This window comes from Pseudomonas sp. MEJ086 (assembly GCF_030209025.1).
Lineage (GTDB): Bacteria > Pseudomonadota > Gammaproteobacteria > Pseudomonadales > Pseudomonadaceae > Aquipseudomonas > Aquipseudomonas fulva_A.
Map to the genome: position 1 here is coordinate 1 of NZ_JARVSV010000015.1, position 22,169 is coordinate 22,169.

3 protein-coding genes are annotated in these 22,169 nt (G+C 67.0%); 1 reads left to right on the top strand and 2 read right to left on the bottom strand.

From position 1 onward, the window contains the following. Together QRN22_RS10600 and QRN22_RS10605 are read right to left on the bottom strand one after the other, a co-directional pair. A partial coding sequence (locus tag QRN22_RS10600) for a non-ribosomal peptide synthetase (protein WP_285402536.1) occupies positions 1-11,272 on the bottom strand: 11,272 nt, incomplete at its 3' end. Further along, positions 11,269-20,766: a non-ribosomal peptide synthetase gene (locus QRN22_RS10605; protein WP_042552944.1), complete on the bottom strand. Its 9,498-nt coding sequence runs from the start codon at positions 20,764-20,766 to the stop codon at positions 11,269-11,271. The genes QRN22_RS10605 and QRN22_RS10600, both read right to left, overlap by 4 nt. A gap of 212 nt (positions 20,767-20,978) precedes the next feature. Here QRN22_RS10605 and QRN22_RS10610 point away from each other — a divergent pair, with 212 nt between their 5' ends. Then, the gene (locus QRN22_RS10610; RefSeq protein WP_042552945.1) at positions 20,979-21,752 is read left to right on the top strand and encodes a helix-turn-helix transcriptional regulator; all 774 of its coding nucleotides are present in this window, start codon (positions 20,979-20,981) and stop codon (positions 21,750-21,752) included. Positions 21,753-22,169 lie beyond the last annotated feature (417 nt).

Consider the following 22,169-nt stretch of genomic DNA (forward strand, 5'->3'; position numbering starts at 1 on the left):
GACGGGCGACCACTGCCACGCGGTCGTCCGGGCGCACGCCGAGCGCGATCAGGCGATGGGCCAGGCCGTTGGCCTGAGCGTTCAACTCGGCATAGCTCAGCGCTTCATCCCCCATGCGGGCGGCGATGGCCTCGGCAGCGCCAACGGCCTGGGCCTCGATCCGCCCATGCAGGGTCTGCGCCGGCGCGAACGCCATGGCGCTGGCATTGAAGGTGTCGAGCAAGGTTTCACGCTCGTCCCCGCTCACCAGCGGCACCGCGTCGATAACGCATTGCTCGTCGCTGACCAACGCCTGCAACAGGGCCTCGAAATATCGGCCGTAACGGCGAACACTGGCCTCGTCGAACAGCGCGGTGGCGTAGTCCAGGGTGCCGACCAGCACATCGCCGTACTCGCCCAGGTTCAGGGACAGGTCGAACTTGGCCACCTGGCTGCTCTGCTCCACCACCGACAGCGTCAGGCCATCCAGCGCTGGCAGCGTGCTTTCCCCGGCGAGCCAGTTGAGGGTGGTCTGGAACAACGGCGAATGCGCCAGGCTGCGTGCCGGTGCCACGCTCTCGACCACCTGTTCGAACGGCAGGTCCTGATGATCCTGCGCTTCCAGCACACGGCTGCGCACCTGGGCCAGCAGGGCTTCGCCGGTGGGCGCCGCAGACAGGTCGAGGCGAATCGCCAGGGTGTTGACGAACAGGCCGATCAGCGGCTCGAGCTCGACCCGGCTGCGCCCGGCGATCGGGCTGCCGACCACCACATCGGCCTGGCCCGACAAGCGCGCCAGCAAGGCGGCCCAGGCCGCCATCAGGGTCATGTACAGCGTGACACCCTGACGCTGCGCCAGGGCACGCAGGTTGGCGGTCAGCGCGGCGTCCAGGCGCAGCGCCAGGCTTGCACCTGCGAAATCCTGCTGCGCCGGGCGGGGCCGGTCGGTGGGCAGGCTCAGCAGCGTGGGCGCGCCATCCAGTGCCTGGCGCCAGTAGGCGGCCTGGCGCTGCAGGCGTTCGCCGCTCAGCCAGCTCTGTTGCCAGGCTGCGAAATCGGCGTACTGGATCGCCAGTGGTGACAGCGGGTCGGCCTCGCCACGCTGCATCGCCGGGTACAGGGCCAGCAGCTCACGGGTCAGAACGCCCATCGACCAACCGTCGGCAACGATATGGTGCAGGGTCAGCGACAGCACGTGGTGGTCCTCGCCCAGACACAACAGGCGCGAACGCAGCGCAGGCTCATGACTCAGGTCGAAGGGTTCGACGGCCAGCACTGCGAGCCGTCCGTGCAGCGCCTGCGGCCTGTCACGCAGGTCTTCCTGCGGCAGTTGCGCCGAACTGGCCACGAAAACCACTTCGGCGCCCTGATCGCTGGGCACGAAACGACTGCGCAGGGTTTCATGCCGCTCGACGATCCGCTCCAGGCTGCGCTGCAGCGCCGTCACGTCGAGTGGCCCACGCAGCTCCAGGGCCATGGGAATGTTATAGGCCTGGTTGCCGCCTTCCATCTGGGTCAGGAACCACAGGCGCTGCTGCGCGAACGACAGCGCAGATCGCTGGCCCCGTGGCAGCGCACGGATGACCTCGACCTCGAGCACCTGCTGGTTCGACAGCGCAGCCGCCACCGCCGCCAGTTCGCCCAGGGCGAACAGCTCGCCCAGCGGCAGCTCCAGGCCCAGTTGCTGACGCACCTGGGAAACCATGCGCATCGCCAGCAGCGAGTGCCCACCCAGTTCGAAGAAGTGGTCGTGGCGCCCGACTCGCTCGACCTGCAGCACCTCGGCCCAGATCGCTGCCAGGGCGTGCTCCATGTCCCCTTGCGGTGCCTCGTAGACGAGCCCGAACAGGGTCGAGTGATCGGGCTTGGGCAGCGCCCGTTGATCGAGCTTGCCATTGGCGGTCAGCGGCAGCGTCTTCAGCTCCACGCATGCAGACGGCACCATGTAGTCCGGCAGCTGGGTCTGCAACTGCGCACGCATCTGCTGCGCGGTCTCGATCTCGCCCGCACCGCCGGCGGTGAAGTACGCCACCAGGCGCACCTGCCCCGGCTCATCCTCACGGGCCAGAACCACGGCATCGCGTACCCCGGGCAAGCGCTGCAGGGCATTGGCGATCTCGCCCAGCTCGATGCGGAAACCGCGGATCTTCACCTGATCGTCGTTGCGCCCCAGGCACTCCAGCTGGCCGTCCTCCAGCCAGCGCCCCAGGTCGCCGGTTCGATACATCATCGCCCCTGGCTGGTCGCTGAACGGGTCGGCGACGAACTTCTCTTCGGTGAGACTCGCGCGATTCAGGTAGCCCATGGCCACGCCATCGCCACCGATATACAGCTCACCGACCACCCCCAGTGGCGCCAGGCGCTGCCGCGCGTCCAGTACGTAGAGGCGCGTGTTGCCGATCGGTCGGCCGATCGGCAGGGCTTCCATGCCTGCGTCGACCGCCCGCACTTCGTGGACAGTCGCGAAGGTGGTGGTTTCGGTCGGGCCATAGGCGTTGAACAGACGGGTGTTCGGCGCATGGGCCAGCAAAGTGCGGAAGGTCGCCGGGCTGGCCCGCTCGCCCCCGGACAACAACACGCGCAGCTCGGCCAGAGCCTGCGGCAGCAGCTGCGCGTACTGGTTGAACAGTGCGGTGGTGAGGAACAGCACGCTGACCCCGCCCTGGCGCAGCGCCGTGGCGAAGCGCTGAGGATCGACCAGGGTCGCATGGTCGATGACGAACACTTGCCCACCGTTGAGCAGCGCGCCCCATACCTCCAGGGTCGCGGCATCGAACGCCGGGTTGGACGCCAGGGCGAAGCAGTCGCGATCACCGAACTCGGCGTAGCCATTGTTCACCACCAGACGCACGATGCCCCGGTGCCCTACCCGTACGCCCTTGGGCAGCCCGGTGGAACCCGAGGTGTACATCACATAGGCCGGCGAATCCGCCGCCCGGGGCAGGTCGAGGTTGTGTACCGCGGTGGGATCGAGGGTCAGCTCGTCCAGGTCGATACGCCTGACCGTCGCCGCGACCGGCAGCGCGCGTTGCGTCAGCAGGCACACGGCGGCGCAATCATCGAGCATGTAGCTGTGCCGCTCGGCGGGCGCATTGACGTCCAGCGGCACATAGGTCGCCGCGCACTTGCCGATGGCCAACTGAGCGATCACCAGGTCGGCGGAGCGCGGCAGCAGGATGCCAACGTGGTCGCCGGGCCTGATGCCCTGCCCGTGCAGATGATGCGCCAGCGCATTGGCACGTGCGTTCAACTGCGCATAGGTGAGCGAGTGGCTGCCATCCACCACCGCCACGGCTTGCGGATGCAGGGCGCTGCGCTGCTCGAACAGCTGGTGTACCGGCTGGTCGCGCGGGTAGTCGAGGCAGGTGTCGTTGAAGGTCGACAGCAGGCGCTCACGCTCGCCCGGCGGAATGATCGCCCCTGCCAGGACATGCTGCGGATGCTGCTCCAGCGTCCTCGCCAGCTCGCCCAGAGACTGCTGCAGATACGCGCAGATGCGCTGCGCATCCAGCCCACCCTGAGTTCGAGCGGTCAGGGTGAAGCCATCGCCCTGGTCATCGACGCTCATGGTCAACGGATAGTTGCTGTGCTCTTCGGCCTGCAGAACCTCGATGCCCCGCCACGCTTCCCGCGCGCTCGCGTCGCTCTGCGCCGCGCTGCTGTGGCGGAAGTTCAGCAGCGTGCTGAACAATGGCGTGCCGGCAGGCAGCGCACTGCAGCGCTGGGCCAGCGCCAGTTGCGCCTGCTCATGGGCCAGCAGCGCGCTCAGGCGCTGGTGGGTATCAAGCACCGCGTCGCGGGCATTCGACTTGCCCAGGTCGATACGCAGCGGCAAGGTATTGATGAACACGCCCATGGCCCGCTCGGCGCCCTCGCCGCCGAGCATTCGGCCAAGCAGCACGGTGCCGAACACCACCTGCCCACGCCCGGAGAGCTGCCCGAGCACCTCGGCCCAGGCCAGGTGCATCAGGCTCGCGACACTGACGTTCAACTGGCGTGCCTGCCCGCGCAGGCGCAGAGCCAGCTCAGGGTCGAGCGGCAAGGCCGCCATGCCAGGGGCCTGAACGCTGCGCGACGGGGTCATGCCATAAGGCAGGCTGGGTTCGTCGATGTCGCCCAACTGCTCACGGAAGAACGCCTCGTGGGCCTGCTCGTCGGGCCCTTGCAGTACCTGAGCGATGTAGTTGCGATAGGGAACCGGCTCGGCGAGCTGCGCCTGTTCGCCGAGCAGCATGGCCTGCACTTCCTGGCCCAGCACCTCGAGGCCGATGTGATCCATGATCGCGTGATGAAAACGCAGCACGGCGACGATCTTGCCATTGGCCCGGTCCCGGGCGTGGGCCAGATGGAGCAGCGGTGCCTGGGTCAGGTCGAGGGTTGCGCAGTCGTCCAGTGAGGTCAGAGGAACCTCGCTGATCGGCAGACTGGCATGGCGCCAGACCACTTGCACAGGGGTCTGCAGGGCCTCCCAGTGCAAGGCGCTGCGCAGGATGTCATGACGGTCGATGACCCGCTGCAACGCCTGGCAGAAAGCGTCCAGGCGCTCGCCACTGACGAAGGCGAAGCGCGCTTCCAGCAGATAGGGATCGGCATCGCCGGCCGCCAACTGATGGTGATAGAGAATGCCGGCCTGCAGCGGCCCCAGCGGGTAGATATCCTGGACATTGGCCGCGCCACCCGCTACGCGGGCGACGATGCGCTCGATGTCCGACGGGGCGAGGCTGACCAGTGGCAGCAGGTCGGGGGTGATCTGCGTACAACCCGCCGCGATCCGGTTGGCCGGTACCGGTTGGCGATCCTGGCGCACCACGCTGCGCGCCAGCACCGCAAGGGTCGGTTGGGCGAACAGTGCACCCACATCGACGCAGAGCCCGGCGCGGCGCATGTGTGCCACCAGGCTGACGGCCAGCAGCGAGTGCCCGCCCAGTTCGAAGAAGTTGTCCTGCCGCCCGACACGCGGCACGTTGAGCAACTCGGCCCACACGCGCGCCAGCCAGGTTTCGATGTCCCCTTGCGGCGCTTCGTAGGTGCGCGCGAGCACGGCGCTGTCGTCCGGTACTGGCAAGGCCTCGCGGTCGAGCTTGCCGTTGGGCGTCAACGGCAAGCTGTCCAGCGCGACATAGGCGGCGGGCACCATGTAATCCGGCAAGCCGCCCAGCAGATGGTTGCGCAAGGCATCGATGCCCGGCCGCGGTCCCGCTTCGCAGCTGAACCAGGCCACCAGACGGTCGCCACGCAGCAGCACCGCCGCTTCGCGTACGGCCGGGTGTTCGAGCAAGCGGGCCTCGATCTCGCCAAGTTCGATGCGCAGACCATGCAGCTTGACCTGGAAATCGCTGCGACCGACGAACAGCAGGTTGCCGTCCGCGCCCTGGCGCACCAGGTCGCCACTGCGATAAAGGCGGTCACCCGCCACGAACGGGCTGGCGATGAAGCGTTCGGCCTGTACGGCAGGCAGGTTCAGGTAGCCACGCGCCACGCCGGCACCGCCGATGTGCAACTGGCCGACCACGCCCTGCGGGACCGGCTGGTCCCAGGCGTCCAGCACGTAGAGCCGGGTGTTACTGATCGGCCGCCCGATCGGCAGCGTTTCGTCGGGCACCGGCTGCCCGGGGTGCAGGGTCCAGACGCTGCAGTCCACCGTGGTTTCCGTGGGTCCGTAGACGTTGTGCAGGCGCGCCATGGGCAGGCGTTGACGGACCTGGGCGGCCAGCGCGGCGGTCAGTTCGCCGCCCCCGCAGACGATATCGGTCAACGAGGTACAGGTGTGGCAGTCGGCTGCAGCCAGGAACTGCTGCAACAAGGCGGGTACGAACTGCACGACGCTGACCTGCCGCTGGCGAATCACCTCCACCAGGTAATCGGCATCGCGCTGCCCACCGGGCCGCGCCAGCACCAGGCGCAACCCGGCGCACAGCGGCCAGAACAGCTCCCAGACCGACGCGTCGAAGCTGACCGGGGTCTTGTGCAACAGCGCGCCCGACGGGACGGGTGGACATAGCCGCGAACTCCACTGCACCAGGTTGCACAGGTTGCGCTGCTCGACCATCACGCCCTTGGGCGTGCCGGTCGAGCCCGAGGTGTAGATGACGTAAGCCAGGTCGCTGGCCCCGGCCGTGTCCAGCTGCGGGTCGGCGAGGGAGTGTTCCGCCCAGATGCAGGCATCCAGGTCGATCAACGGCGTCGTACCGCCGGCAAAGCGTTCACGGGTGGTGCCATCGACCAGCAGCGCCAGGGCATCGCTGTCCTCGAGCATGTAGGCCAGACGTTCGTGCGGATAGCCAGGGTCCAGCGGCACGTAAGCGCCACCGGCCTTGAGAATGGCCAGCAAGCCGACGACCAGTTGCGCGCCGCGCTCCACGCAGATCGCCACGCGGCTGTCGGCACTCACCCCTTGCTCGATCAGGTAATGGGCCAGGCGGTTGGCTTGTTCATTGAGCTGCCGGTAGCTCAACTGCCGGGCATCGACGTCCAGCGCGATGGCCTCCGGGGTGCGTGCGACCTGCGCCTCGAACAGCGTCGGCAGGCGCTCTGCCCCCTGCGCGGCGGTCTCGCTGGCATCGAGCTCGAACAGCAGGCGCTGGCGCTCCTGCGCGCCGAGCATCTCGATGCGTTCGGGCAGCGCGCGGGCGTCGTCGGCCATGCCGCGCAGCACCTGCTTGAGATAACCGGCGTAACGCTCGACGGTCGCCGGGTCGAACAGTGCCGTGGCGTAGTCGAGCATGCAGGTGAAGCCCTCGGCGCTTTCGCTGACGCTCAGGGTCAGATCGAACTTGGCGAAGGTTGGTTGCTCACCCAGTGCTTCGAGTTGCAGGTCACCCAGGCGCAGCGGCGCGCCATGGCTCCCGTCCCAGGCCAGCGAAGCCTGGAACAGCGGGCTGTGGGCCAGGCTGCGCACGGGCCGCAGGTGCTCCACGACCTGCTCGAAAGGCAGGTCCTGATTGGCCTGGGCCTCGATGATGCGGTTCCTCACCCGGCCCAGCAGCGTGGCCACATCCGGCTCACCGGTGGTGTCCACGCGCACGGCCAGGGTATTGACGAACAGGCCGATCAGCCCTTCGATCTCGGCACGGCGACGGTTGGCCACCGGCATACCGATCACCACCTCGCCCTGGCCGGACAACCGCGCCAGCAGTACCGCCCAGGCGGCCATGAACAGCATGAAGGGGGTCACGCCCTGGCGCTGGCTGCAGGCACGCAGCTCGGCGCACAGCTGGGGATCGAGCTGCAGGGGCACGGTGGCCCCGCGATAATCCTGGCGTTCCGGCCGCGGCCGGTCGGTCGGCAGGGTCAACAGCATGGGGGCACCCTCGAGGGTACGCTGCCAGTACCCGGCCTGCGCACTCAGACTCTGTGCGTCCAGCCACTGGCGTTGCCACAGGGCGTAATCGCCGTACTGCAGCGCGAGCGCCGGCAGCGGATCGGCCTCGCCCTGGCTGAACGCCTGGTACAGGGCACTCAGCTCAGCAGTCAGCACGCCCAGCGACCAACCGTCGGCGACGATGTGATGCAGGGTCAGCAGCAGGATGTGGCGGTCTTCTTCCAGGCACAACAAGCGCCCGCGAATCGGCAGATCATGCTGCAGGTCGAAGGGTTGCCCGGCTTCGTCGCGGATCACCTCACGTATGGCCTGCATGTCCTGATCACGCATGTCCTGCCAGCAGATATCCGGTCGCACGCTGTCGGGGGCCACCTGAACCCGGGCTTCGCCGTCGTGCTCGACGAACAGGCTGCGCAGTGCCTCGTGACGCGCGACGATACGCTCCAGAGCGAGGCGCAGCGCGCGGCTGTCCAGCGGGCCGTTGAGAGCAAGGCCCAGCGGAATGTTGTAAGCGCTGCTGGCATCCGTCATCTGCGCCATGAACCAGATGCGTTGCTGCGCGGCGGACAACGGCAGCGGCCCGCTGCGGGCCCCGGTCTCGATGGCCGGCAGATGGTCAGGGGTCGCCCCCTCCAGGCACTGAGCGACCGCGGCAAGGCTGCTGTCGGCGAACAGGTCGGCCAGGGTCAGAACCCGCTGCAGTCGCTGGGCCACCTGGGCCACCATGCGCATGGCCAGCAACGAATGGCCACCCAGTTCGAAGAAATGGTCATGCCGCCCTACCCGCTCGACCTGCAGCAACTCGCACCAGATCGCTGCCAGGGTGGTTTCCAGTTCGCCCTGGGGTGCTTCGAAAGTGCGCTCCGGCAATGCCTCGCGATCCGGTGCCGGCAGCGCCCGGCGATCGACCTTGCCATTGGCCGTCAGCGGCCAGGCCTCCAGGCGCACGAAGGCACCCGGCACCATGTAGCCTGGCAGCCGCGCCAGCAAGGCACTGCGCAGACCGCTGGCCGATAGCGTCTGCGACCCCGTGAAATACGCCACCAGGCGTGGCTGGCCGGGCGCGTCTTCGCGGGCCAGCACCAGGGCCTCTTCGACCCCCGCCACCTGCCCCAGCTGGCTCTCGATCTCGCCCAGTTCGATACGCATGCCGCGGATCTTCACCTGGTCATCGTTGCGCCCCAGGTAATCCAGCGTTCCGTCGGCATTCCAACGCGCCAGGTCACCGCTGCGGTACATGCGCGCGCCAGGCTGGGCGACGAAGGGGTCGTCGAGGAAGCGTTCGGCGGTCAACTCCGCGCGGTTCAGGTAACCCCGCGCCACCCCTTCGCCGCCGATGTACAGCTCGCCCGCCACCCCACTGGGCACCAGTTGCCGGTGCTCGTCGAGCAGGTACAGGCGCGTGTTGGCGATCGGTTTGCCGATGTCCAGGCGGCCTTCGGGCCACAGGCGCCCGGAGCTGGCCACCACCGTGGCCTCGGTGGGCCCGTAGTTGTTGATCACCGCAAAGCCGGGATCACGGGGGAACTGGCGCAGGCGGTCACCGCCGATCAGCAGGGTGCGCAGCGTCGGGTGACGCAACTCGCGACTGAACGCGTACTCCGCCACCGGCGTGGGCAGGAAGGCCACCTGCAGCGGCTGCGCCTGCCACCAGTCGAGCAAGGCGTCGAGCTGTTCGTTGCCGATATGCGCTGGCGGCAGGTGCAGGGTCGCCCCCGCGCACAGCGCTGGCCAGACCTCCCAGGCCATGGCGTCGAAGCCGAAACCGGCGACGCTGGCGGTGTGGCTGCCAGCCTTCAGGTCGAAGGCCTGGCAATGCCAGTCCACCAGGTTGCTGAGGCTCTGGTGCTCGACCATCACGCCTTTCGGCTGGCCGGTGGAACCGGAGGTGTAGATCACGTAGGCCAGGTGACAGGCACTCAGGCCCGGCACCTGCGGGTTGTCCTCGCGGGCGCTCCAGCTCGGCTGGTCGAGCAGCAGCACCGGAACGCTCAGCCCCGGCAGGCGCTCGAGCAGATCCTGCTGGCTGAGCACCACCACGGGGGCGCTGTCGCTCAACAGATAGGCGATGCGTTCGTCCGGATGCGCCGGGTCCACCGGCACGTAACCGGCACCGGCCTTGAGCACCGCCAACAGCCCCACCAGAGTGTCCAGGCCGCGACGGGCGACCACTGCCACGCGGTCGTCCGGGCGCACGCCGAGCGCGATCAGTCGATGGGCCAGGCCGTTGGCCAGGCCGTTCAACTCGGCATAGCTCAGCACCTGCTCGCCAACCGCGGCGGCGACGGCGCCTGGCCGTTCAAGCGCCTGGCGTTCGATGCGCCAGTGCACCGTGTGCAGACTTTCATAGGGGCTGCGCGAGCCGGCGAAGTGCTGCAGCAGCTGGATGCGCTCGTCGTCCGGCAGGATATCGACCCGCTCGAAACAAGCGGCTGGCGCCTGCTCCAGCGCATCGAGCATCTGCTCCATGGCCCGCTGCAGGTAGCGGCAAGTTCGCAGCGGGTCGACACCCGCTGCCGTCTGCGCGGTAAATGCAAACGCCTCGCCCAGGTCGTCGACGCTCATGACCACGGGGTAGTTGCTGCGCTCTCTGGCCTGCAGCACTTCGATGCCTTGCCACAGTTCGCCACTGCCGTGCTCGGGCGAACTGTGGCGGTAGTTGAGCAGTGCATTGAACAGCGGTGTCGGCGCAGCCACGCCGCTGCAACGTTGCGCCAGGGCCAGCGGTGCATGCTCGTGACGCATCAGTGTGGTCAGCCGCTGATGCGTGGTGCGTATCGCCGAGGACACCTCCTGGGCCTCCAGGCTCAGGCACAATGGCAGGGTGTTGATGAAGATGCCCAAGGCTCGCTCGGTGGCCTCGGCACCCAGCAACCGCCCCATCAGCACGGTACCGAAGACCACCCGCTGACGACCGGTCAGCCCCGCAAGGACGTGTGCCCAACCGAGGTGGAACAGGCTGGCGACACTCACCCCGAGGGTGCGCGCCTGTGCGCGCAGGCGCAGGCAAAAAGCCGGGTCCAGGGTGATGCTGTGCTCGCTGGCATGCTCACCGTCCCCACTGAGGTCTTGCAGGTCGTAGGCCAGGGTCGGCTCCACGACGTCGCCGAGCATGCCGCGGAAGAACGCCTCGTGCTCGGCCTCGCTGACGCCCAGCAACGCTTGCCCCACGTAGTTGCGAAACGGCACCGGCGTGCCCAGCGTCGCTCCCTGGCCGAGCAGGCAGGCATGGATTTCCTGACGCACCACCTCCAGCGCGCTGTGGTCCAGAGCGATGTGGTGATACAGCAGGCTGGCGCGTACCCGGCCATCGTCGGCACCGCCGCAGACCAGACGCAACAGCGGCGCCTGGCCCAGATCCAGCCCCGGCTGTTCGGCGTCGGGGCTGTCCGCCCGGTTGTCGATGTTCAGCCGGGCGCTGCGCCAGACCACCTGCACCGGCTGTTCCAGTCCCTGCCAGTGCACCGAGCTGCGCAGAATGTCGTGCCGATCGATGACTGCCTGCAAGGCCTGGACGAAGGCGTCCAGACGCTGCTGGTCGGCCAGGGCGAAATCCACGCGCATCACATAGGGATCGCGGCCGCTGGCGCTGACGTGGTGGTACAGAATGCCCTCCTGCAAGGGCGCCAGGGGGTAGATGTCCTGCACGTTGGCGGCGCCGCCAGGGATCAGGTCGGTTAGGCGCTCGATGGCGGCCTGATCGAGGTCCACCAGGGTCAGCATCTCGGGGGTGATGCGTGTGCAGCCGACAGCGATGCCATTGGCAGGCAGCGTCGGCATGCCGCGCCTGCCATGGGTGTACAGGCCCTGTTCGAGCAGCTCGATCAGCGCTGTCTTGTGCGAGCGCAGGTGATCGACCAGGCCATTGTCGCTGAGCGCGCGGCGATTGCCCTGCACGGCCAGTTGCCCATCCTTGACGGCCAGCTGGATGTCCAGTGCCTTGAGTGTCGCCAGAAGCTCGTTGATGCTCACAGGATAATCTCCATGCTCTCTGTGATGGCGGCATAACCGGCCAGTGTCGGTTGTTCGAACAAGGCGCGGACGTCGGCCTCGATACCTTCCTGCCGCAAGCGTGCGGTCAGGCTGATGGCCAGCAGCGAGTGACCACCGAGCTCGAAGAAGTTGTCATGGCGGCTCACTGCCTCCACGCCCAGCAGTTCGCGCCAGAGGTCGGCCAGCAGTTGTTCCATCTCGCCTTGCGGTGCTTCGTGGATACGTACCGGCAGGGCCTCACTGCCGGGGGCCGGCAGGGCCTGGCGGTCCAGTTTGCCGTTGGGGCTCAGTGGCAGGCTCTGCAGGTGCAGGTAGAAGGCCGGCAACATGTAGTCCGGCAGATGGCTGCGCAGGGCCTCGCGCAGCACCTCGGCGCGGGTTGGCGTGCCCGTGTAGTAGGCCACCAGCCGCTGCCCGCCCGGACCATCGTCGCGCACCATGACCACGGCGTGCTCGACACCGGGGCACTGCGCAAGCGCCGCCTGGATCTCGCCCAGCTCGATGCGCAGGCCATGCAGCTTGACCTGATCGTCGTTGCGACCGAGGAACTCCAGATTGCCGTCGGCGTGCTGGCGTACCAGGTCACCACTGCGGTACAGGCGCTCACCCGGCACGAACGGGCTGGCGATGAAGCGCTCGGCCTGAGCCAGTGGCAGGTTGCGGTAGCCACGGGTAACCCCCGCGCCGCCGATATGCAACTGGCCGACCACGCCCTGGGGCACCGGCTGGTCCCAGGCATCGAGCACATACAGACGGGTATTGGCCACCGGTCGGCCGATCGGCAGGAAGCTGCCGGGTACCGGCTGCTCCGCTGCCAGGGTCCAGATGCTGCAGTCAACGGTGGTTTCCGTCGGGCCGTAAACGTTGTGCAGGCGTACCCGAGGCAGGCGCTGGCGCAGCAAGCTGGCCAGCGCCGGAGTCAGCTCGCCGCCGCCGCAGACGATATCGGTGAGGCTGTCGCAGGCTGCGCTTTGTGGCAGATCGAGGAACTGCTGCAACAGCACGGGTACGAACTGCACCACACTGACGCGCCACTCGCTGATCATCCGCGCCAGATAGGCCGGATCGCGCTGCCCATCCGGGCGGGCCAGCAGCAACGGCCCCCCGCTGCACAACGGCCAGAACAGCTCCCAGACCGAGGCATCGAAACTGATCGGTGTCTTGTGCAACACGCGACCGTCCGCCCCCTGCGGGAACAGCTGGGCGCTCCAGTGCACCAGGTTCACCACGTTGCGATGCTCGACCATCACCCCCTTGGGCCGGCCTGTGGAGCCGGAGGTGTAGATAACGTAGGCCAGGTTGCCCGGCTGCAGGGCCTCGATCCGCGGATCGTGCAGCCGCTCTCCGAGCGCGTCGAGGGCATCGATATCTACCTGCGGCACGCCCTGACATTCGAGCAGATGCCGAGTGCCTGCCTGGCCCAGCAGCGCAGCGGGCGCGCTGTCTTCGAGCATGTACTGCAAGCGCTCGCGAGGATAGGTCGGGTCGAGCGGTACATAGGCGCCACCGGCCTTGAGGATCGCCAGCAGGCCGACGACCAGCGACACACCGCGTTCCACGCACACCGCCACGCGGTCATCGGGCTGCACGCCCAGGTCGACAAGATGGTGAGCCAGGCGGTTGGCGCGCTCGTTGAGCTGCCGATAGCTCACCTGCTCCTGCTCGCTGAGCACGGCCATCGCGTGCGGCGTGCGACGGGCCTGCTCCTCGAACAGCGTATGCAGCGTCTTGTGCTGATCGAACGGCAATACCGAGTCGTTGAGATCAACTAGCAAACGTTTGCGTTCCTGGGCAGACAGAACCTGCAAGCGGTGCAGCGACAGCTCCGGCTGGCTTTCAAGGGCATTGACCAGCCCTTGCAGCACTTCGAGCAGCTGGTCACAGACCCGTCGCGCTCCGACCGTTTGCGGGGCGGTGACGCCCACGCGCAAGCGCTCGCCGAGGTCGTCGACATTCAGGCTCAGCGGGTAGTTGGTGTGATTGTCGCTGTCGAGGATTTCCAGACCACGCCACGCGTCGTGCTGGGCATCCTGGCGGGCCTGGCCGGCCGCATGACGGTAGTTGAGGATCGCACTGAACAGCGGCAGTTGGGCGGACACCGCACTGCAGCGCTGCGCCTGGGCCAACGAAGCGTGCTCATGGGCCTGCAACCGGGCGAGACGCGCATGGGTGGCACGCGCGCCTTCGCGCACGCCGATGCCGTCGAGGTCGACGCGTAGCGGCAGGGTATTGATGAACATGCCCAGCCCGCGGTCAGCGCCCTCACCGCCCTGCAGGCGCCCGAGCAGCACCGTACCGAACACCACCTGTCCATTGCCAGTGGCCGCGCCCAGAACACGGGCCCAGGCGAGGTGCAACAGGCTGGCGAGGCTGACACCCAACTGCCGCGCCTGGCTGCGCAGGCGCCGCACCAGCACGTCGGGCAGGCGCTGCCAGGCTTCCTCCAGAGGCTGCTCGCCACGCTGTACGTCGTGCAGCTCGAACGGCAGCGTCGGCTCCTCGATGGTGCCCAACTGCTCACGGAAGTAGGCCTCGTGTTCCGCCTCGCTCATGCCCAGCCGCGCATGTGCCACGTAATTGCGATAAGGCACGGCCGGCTGCGTCGGCATCGGATCACCGCGCAGGTGGGCGAGCATCTCGTCACGCATCACGTCAAGGGCGGTGGCATCCAGCACGATGTGGTGGAACAACAGGGTGGCCGACAGCCCCTCCTCACCTGGTCGCTGGCTGAATTCCAGACGCAGCAGCGGCGCCTGGGTCAGGTCCATGCGTGCCGGGGCGGCGAGGCTGCCCGGAACCGGCGACGCGACTTCCTCGACACGCAGTTCGGCGTGACGCCAGACCACCTGCTGAGGCGTGGTCAGGCCGTCCCAGACCACGGCGGTACGCAGGCTGTCGTGACGTGCGATCACCTTGCGCAAGGCATCGACGACCGTCTCCAGACGCTCTCGGCTGTCGACGTTCATATGCAGGTGCAGCAGATAGGGGTCGGCCTGCTCGCCCGTCAGGTGATGATAGAGAATGCCTTCCTGAAGCGGCGCCAACGGATAGATTTCCTGCACATTGGCGGCACCACCAGGCACGCCGGCGACGATGCGATCGAGCGTCGCCTGGTCGAGCTCGGTCAGGCTCAGCAGCTCCGGAGTGATGCGCGTGCAGCCCTCCGGCACCCGGTTGGCCGGCACCTGTACCTCGCGGCCACGGCCGACCGAGGCCGCCAGCGCGGCGACGGTAGGCTGGCCGAGGAGCACGCGCACATCGACGGGCAGGCCGGCGCTACGCAGGCGTTCGACCAGGGTCACGGCGAGCAGCGAATGGCCGCCGAGTTCGAAGAAGTTGTCTTGCCGACCGACCTTCTCCACACCCAGGACCTGCGCCCAGAGTTCGGCGATGCGCTCCTCCACCTCGTTCTGCGGTGCCTCGTAGGCACGGCTGACCAGTTCTTCGCGGCCCGGATCGGGCAGCGCCCGACGGTCGAGCTTGCCATGCGCGGTCAGCGGCAAGGCATCCAGGCGGGTGAACAGCAACGGCACCATGTGCGCTGGCAAACGCGCTTTCAGCGCTTCGCGCAGGGTCTCGCCGGCAACTTCGGTAGCGCTGGTGAACCAGGCCAACAGGCGCTGCTCGCGCACCAGCACCACGGCGTCCTGCACACCTTCCAAGCTAACCAGCGCGGCCTCGATTTCACCCGGTTCGATACGCATGCCCCGGATTTTCACCTGGTCGTCGTTGCGCCCCAGGTAGTCCAGCGTGCCATCCTGATTCCAGCGCACCAGGTCGCCACTGCGGTACATACGCCCGCCGGAGCTGGCACTGAACGGGTCCGCCAGGAAGCGCGCCTCGGTCATCTGCGAGGCGTTCAGGTAGCCGCGCGCAACACCCGCGCCTGCGATGTACAACTCACCGGCCACGCCCTCGGGCACCGGCTGGCGGTGCTCGTCCAGCACGTAGACCCAGGTGTTGGCGATCGCCCGGCCGATATGCAGCGGCCCGCCCGGCAGCAGCACGCCGGAAGTGGCGACCACCGTGGTCTCAGTCGGGCCGTAGTTGTTGACCACTGCAAAACCGGGGTCACGGTCGAACTGACGCAGGCGATCACCTCCGACCAGCAAGGTGCGCAGCGTCGGGTGCTGACGCGTACGGCGCAACGCCTGCTCCGCCACCGGGGTTGGCAGGAAGCTGACCTGCAGCGGCTGCTCCAGCCACCAGTCGAGCAGTTCATCGACATTTTCATTGCCTACCCGGGCTGGCGGCAGGTGCAGCACCGCACCGCTGCACAGGGCTGGCCAGACCTCCCAGGCCATGGCATCGAAGCCGAAGCCGGCCACACTGCTGGTGTGGCTGCCTGCGGTCAACGCGAAGGCCTGGGCATGCCAGTGCACCAGATTTTCCAACGTATGGTGCTCGACCATCACGCCCTTCGGCTGGCCGGTGGAGCCGGAGGTGTAGATCACGTAGGCGAGGTTGTTCGAGTCCAGGCCAGGCACTCGAGGATTACTCTCGCGGGCCTGCCGCCAAGCGGGCGAATCGATGTTCAGTCGCGGCCGGTCGGCGGCCAGCGCGTCGGTCGACGCCTCGGTCAGCACCACGCGAGGGTCGCTGTCGGCGAGCAGATAGGCGATCCGTTGAGCCGGATACGCCGGGTCCACCGGCACGTAAGCGGCACCGGCCTTGAGCACCGCCAGCATGGCGACCACGCGCTGCACGCCACGCTGCAAGCACAGCGCGACACGCTGCTCGGGCGCGATACCGAGGTCGATCAGATGGTGGGCCAGGCGGTTGGCCTGGGCATTCAGCTCGGCGTAGCTGAGCACCTGTCCCGCCTGGATGAGCGCGGGTGCGTCGGGGCGCTGAACCGCCTGCGCCTCGACCAGAGCCTGCACCGCGGCATGCCGTGGAAAAGGCTGCGCGGTCGTACGCCAGCCATCCAGCAGCCGTCGGCGCTCGTCGGCGCTCAGCATGGGCAGTTGCTGCAGACCGATCGCCGGAGCCGATGCCAGGGCCTCGACCAACTGCTCCAGGCTGTGCTCCACCCAGCCCACGATGCGCTGAGCGCCCAGGCCTTGCTGGGCCAGCACGTGCAGGTCGAAACCTTCGCCGAGATCGTCCACGCTCAGCGTCAGCGGGTAGTTGCTGCGCACGTCCCCGCCCAGCACCCTGACGCCCTGCCAGAGGCCCTTGCCTTCACGGGGTTTCACCGCCGCGCTGTGACGGTAATTGAGCAAGGCGCTGAACAGCGGCGTACCGGCCGGCACGCCGCTGCAACGCTGAGCAAGCACCAGTGAGGCATGCTCGTGGGCGATCAGTGCCGACAGCCGAGCGTGCACGGACCGTACCGCGCTACGTGTATCGAGCGCCGTTTCGACACGCAGCGGTAAGGTGTTGATGAACACGCCCAGCGCCCGGTCGGAGCCCTCCGCCCCCATGCGCCCCAGCAGCACGGTGCCGAACACCACGTCGTCGCGCCTGGCCAGCGTGCTCAGCACCCGCGCCCAGGCCACGTGCAGCAGGCTCGCCGCGCTCACGCCGGCACGCCTGGCCTGCTCGCGCAGGCGCTGGGCGAGTTGGCCGCCCAGCGCACGTCGGCTCTCTTCGATGGCACTGCCGTCCGCGGCGACTTCCTGCAGGCCGAAGGGCAGCGTCGGCTCATCGACATCGCCGAGCATGTCGCTGAAGAACGCGGCGTGCCGCGCATCGTCACTGGCCAGGCGCACCTGAGCCACGTAGTCGCGGTAAGGCACGGGCGGCGCCAGCTCGGCCTGGCGCCCCTCCAGCAAGGCGGCCATTTCGCGGCTGACGGTTTCCATCGCGCTGTTGTCCAGCACCAGGTGGTGGAACAGGATGATGGCGACGATTTCGTCGCTGCCCGGCTGCCGGGCATGCACCAGGCGAATCAGCGGGGCCTGGGCCAGGTCCAGGCGATGGTGACGGGCATCGAACTGGCTCTGCAGGCGCTCGAGGACGGACGCCTGGGTCTCGCCGGGGTCGAGGCTGATCGCTTGCACCGACAGCGGCGCCTGGCGCCAGACCACCTGATGCGGGGTCTCCAGGCCCTCCCAGACCAGCGAGGTGCGCAGGATGTCATGCCGGTCGATGACCTGCTGGAGCGCCGCCGCCCAGGCCTGCAAACGGGCCAGCGAGTCGAAGGTCAGGCGCCACTGCAGCAGGTAGGGATCGCCCTGCCCGGCACTCAGGTGATGGTAGACGATGCCCTCCTGCAAGGGCGTCAACGGGTAGATATCCTTGATATTGCCAGCGCCGCCCGGCACCCCGGCAACGATCCCGTCGATCTCGGCCTGGCTCAACCGGGTCAGGCTCAGCAGCTCCGGCGTGATCTGCGTGCAGCCTGCGGGGATGCGGTTGGCCGGTACGCTGAGCACCGCACGGCGCCGCTCGCTGCCAGCCAGCAAGGCCACCGTCGGATGGGTGAGCAAGGTATGCACATCCGCGTCGAGGCCGGCGCCGCGCAGGCGCTTGACCAGCTCGATGGCCAGCAGCGAATGCCCGCCCAGCTCGAAGAAATTGTCCTGCCGACCCACCCGTTCGGTGCACAGTACGTCGGCCCAGATCGCCGCCATACGGGTTTCCACGCCCCCCTGCGGCACCTCGTAGGCGCTGACGCCGAGGCTGGCGGTATCCGGATCGGGCAATGCCCGGCGATCGAGTTTGCCATGCCGGGTCAGCGGCCACTGCTCCAGGCGCATGAAGGCGCGGGGCACCATGTAACCCGGCAAGAGCCCGCGCAGCGCTTCGCGTAACGGGCCGATATCGACACGGGCCGACTCGGTGAACCAGGCCACCAGGTGTTCATCACGCACCATCACCACCGCATCCTTGACCCCCGGCCAGCTGGCAAGCGCCGCTTCGATCTCGCCCGGTTCGATGCGCATGCCGCGGATCTTGACCTGGTCATCGTTACGGCCCAGGTATTCCAGGGTGCCATCGGCACGCCAGCGCACCTGGTCACCGCTGCGGTACAGACGCGCGCCGGGTACCGTGCTGAAGGGGTCGGCGATGAAGCGTTCGGCGGTCAGTTGCGGCCGGTTCAGGTAACCACGGGCGACCCCTGCCCCGCCGATGTACAGCTCACCGGCCACACCGACGGGCACCGGCTGCAGGTGCGCATCCAGCACGTGGACCTGGGTGTTGCCGATCGGTCCGCCAATATGCAGAGACGCCCCGGCCTGCACCGCACTGGAGGTGGCGACCACGGTGGTTTCGGTAGGACCGTAGTTGTTGATTACCGGGTAGCGACGCGCCTGGGTGAACTGGCGCAGGCGATCGCCGCCGATCAGCAGGGTGCGCAACGTCGGATGTTCCTGCGCATGGCCGAAGGCGTATTCCGCCACGGGTGTGGGCAAGAAGCTGACGTGCAGCGGCTGGGCACGCCACCAGTCCAGCAAGGCCTCGACATCGTCGCCGCCCTCCTGCACCGGTGCCAGATGCAGGGTGCCGCCAGCACACAGGGTCGGCCAGACTTCCCAGGCCATGGCGTCGAAACCGAACCCCGCCAAGCAGGAGGTCTGGGTGCCCGGTCGAACATCGAAGGCTGCGCAATGCCAGTCGACCAGGTTGGCGAGCATGCGGTGCTCCACCATCACGCCTTTGGGCTGGCCGGTCGACCCGGAGGTGTAGATGACATACGCCAGGTTGTCGCCGCCCAGCCCGCCGGCCGGCTCAGCGATGCGGCCCGGAGCCTGCAACGCCACGGCATCCAGCGCGACGATCGGCACCGCCAGGGGCGGTAAGCGTTCGACCAGTGCGGCCTGGGTCAACACCAGGGTTGGGCCACTGTCGGTGAGCAGATAGCCCAGACGCTCAGGAGGATGCGCGGGGTCGACCGGTACATAGGCGGCACCCGCCTTGAGCACCGCCAGCAGCCCCGCCAGGGTGTCCAGGCCGCGTTGGCAGACCACCGCCACACGGGTCTCGGGGCCGGCGCCGCAGTCCATCAAGTGCGCGGCCAGGGCATTGGCGCGCTGGTCGAGCTGCGCATACGTCAGGTGCTGGTCGAGGTGTACCGCTGCCAGGGCATCGGGGCGCTGACGCGCATGGCGCTCGATTCGCCGGTGAATCAACGGCTCGTCGACCGCCGCCATGCCGGTGTCGTTCCAGGTGGCCATGCGCTGGCTTTCGGCCGGGGTAGGCAGCAAGAAATCGGCAATCGCCAGGGCCGGGTTTTCCAGCCCCTGCTCCAGCACCTGCAGCAGGCGCGCACCAATGGCCTGGGCGTCGTCGTGCGACAGCCAGGCACGGTTGTAGACCAGGTGCAGCCAGGTGTCGCCACTGTGCCGGTTGCTGCGCAGGTGCACCGCCAGAGGGGTGCTTTCGTGTCCGTTGGAGACCTTCAAGGTGCTGGCGCGGGCGTTGCCATAGCGGTAATCGTGATCCTCCTGCTCATAGGAAACCGATACCTCGAACAGCTGCGCGCGCTCTTCGCGGGACAGGCCAAGGGTGCGATGGAGTTCGCTCAGAGGGAAACGTTGATGGCGAAAATCGCGCTTGAGCCTATCGCGCACCTCGCTGATCAAGGTGGCGAAATCCTGTTGCGCAGGAGTGGCCAGGCGCACCGCACTGACCTGCGCGAAATGCCCCAGGGTGGCCTTGCTGCGTGCCCCGGTGCGATTGAGCAATGGAAGGCCCACCACCCACTCAGGGCGTTGTACGGTGCGGGTGAAATACACATGCAGTGCCGCGAGCAGAACGTGAAAGGCCGAGGCGCGGTGGCGCTGCGCAAGTGCCTGCATACGCCCATGCAGTGCGGCTGGCAGCGCCTGCACCCAGGTGTGCGAGGGTGTCTCGGCGCTCGCCGCACGACCCCGTTGGCGCGGGGCCAGCACGGGTTCCGGCAGGTCCTGATACTTGTCCAGCCAGTAGGCCTGGTCCTGCAGGAATCGGCCCGACTGGCGGTAACGCAAGTCGTCCTCGACGAAACGGCCGTAGCACAGGCCCTCGTCCTCGATACGGTCACCTTCGCACAGCGCGGTGTAGTGCTCGCCCAGCGCCTTGATCATCTGCCCGAAGCCCCAACCGTCGAGTATCAGGTGGTGGGCCTGGGTCACCAGCCAATGCTCCTGGTCAGCCAGGCGAATCAGACAGAAGGTGAACAGCGGGCCGTCATACAGCCGATAGGGACGTTGCATCTGCTCGTCGATCAGGCGCTCTGCCGCCGCGACGGGTTCGTGGCACTGGCTCAGGTCGTGCAGCGGCAGAGTAACGGGCATCGACGCGGCGAAGACCTGCATCGGCAGACCGTCGTCTCCCTCCCCGGGGACCATGACCGTGCGTAAAGCCGAGTGGGCGCTGACCAGGCGTTCCAGTGCCTGATGCAGCTTCGAGGCCTCGATGGGCCCGGTCAGCTTCACGTAACCGCCAATGTTGTAGAGGGGGGAGTCGCCGTGAGTGATCTGGTCGAGCCAGATGTCTCGTTGGGCAGCGCTCAGTGGGAGAGGATCGGCGGCACGAACGGGCATGGCTCAAGGTCCTTCTTGGCAGAAATTTAAGTGCCATTAAACATTGCCGATTTTGCCGTGCATGACCCCTCAAACCGGGGCAAATGGAACAGTAATCATTTGTAACTGTTTGCCTGAAGGATTTACAAAACTGAACCTAGGCTGAACATCCTGGGGAGAGACCGGGGGGCCCGGTCTCAAGGGCTTAATTTCTGGAGGGTCGACCGATTGCCATGAACCGTGCAGTAGAGTTCGAAGAGGATAACGACCGACTCTTTTGTCGTAAGTTGGCCCGGGTGGTATCGAGTACCGGTTATCCGAACTTCGCTGATCAGTTGTTTGAACTGATTCAAGATCTGGTGCCGATTCACGGCCTCGAACTGAGCGAATGGACCCTGGATATTCCAAGTGCCACGATTCGAGAGATCAGCATTCTGGGCACTGCAGGGATAGCGCGTGAACGCGCGCGCTGCGCTGCGCTGGATCAGGGCCTGCTGCCCAGCATTCTGCACATGAACGATCCATTGCTCATTCAGCGCCGGCTGCCTTCGAGCAAGCTGCACCCGCTGTGCCCCGTTCACCAATGCAACCTGGTAGCAGGCAACGGTAACCTGCGGCGCATCATCTGTTTCTACCGCCAGTCGAGCTTGCGTACCTTCACCTTGCCAGAAATGTCGGCACTGAAAACCTTCTCTGAAACCTTGCTGTTTCTTCTCGAGCATCACTCGCGAAGCCTTGGGCGAGTCCGGCAGTCTGCCGCCAAGCAAAACAATCATGCTGGCTCGGTGGACAACGCCTTCTGCAAAAAACTCGAGTGGCAGGGCGTTCCGCTGTCTGCCCGCGAGCGGGAAGTCTGCGTTGGCTTTCTGTCAGGGATAACGGTACCTGAGCTGGCACGGCGGCTGGAGGTCAAGAACAGCTCGATAGAAAGCTACCTGAAGCGCGCTGCCAGCAAGCTTGGCGTCAGGGGACGACACGGTCTGGCGCGCTGGATGGCCAATAGCTGAGATCCAGAAAGACGACCTTCATCGCCTCGACGGGCACCTCGTCAGGCGCTCCACGATGGAATGCGCCAGGCACTCCGAGCACCGCCTGGCTCCGTATCATCCCTGCGCGAACCGCAGCCTTGCGATCCGAAGACCGGCTTTCTTGATAAACTGCCTCCCCGTTACGGCGTACCGGATCCGCCCCCTGTACCGGCCTGAGCGCCTTCGTTGACTCGCTGCGTGCCACTGGTGCAGGCGCTTAACAATGCCGGCTGAAAAACGCTCAAAAATGGCCTTTTCAAGCACTATACAGACTCGAGCTAATGCCTCTAGAACCAGCCTCAAAGCCAGAAACCACGCTACCTAGCCTCTCCCGCCGCTTCTCCGTGGCGCCGATGATGGATTGGACGGATATTTGTAAAATATCTAATATTTTCA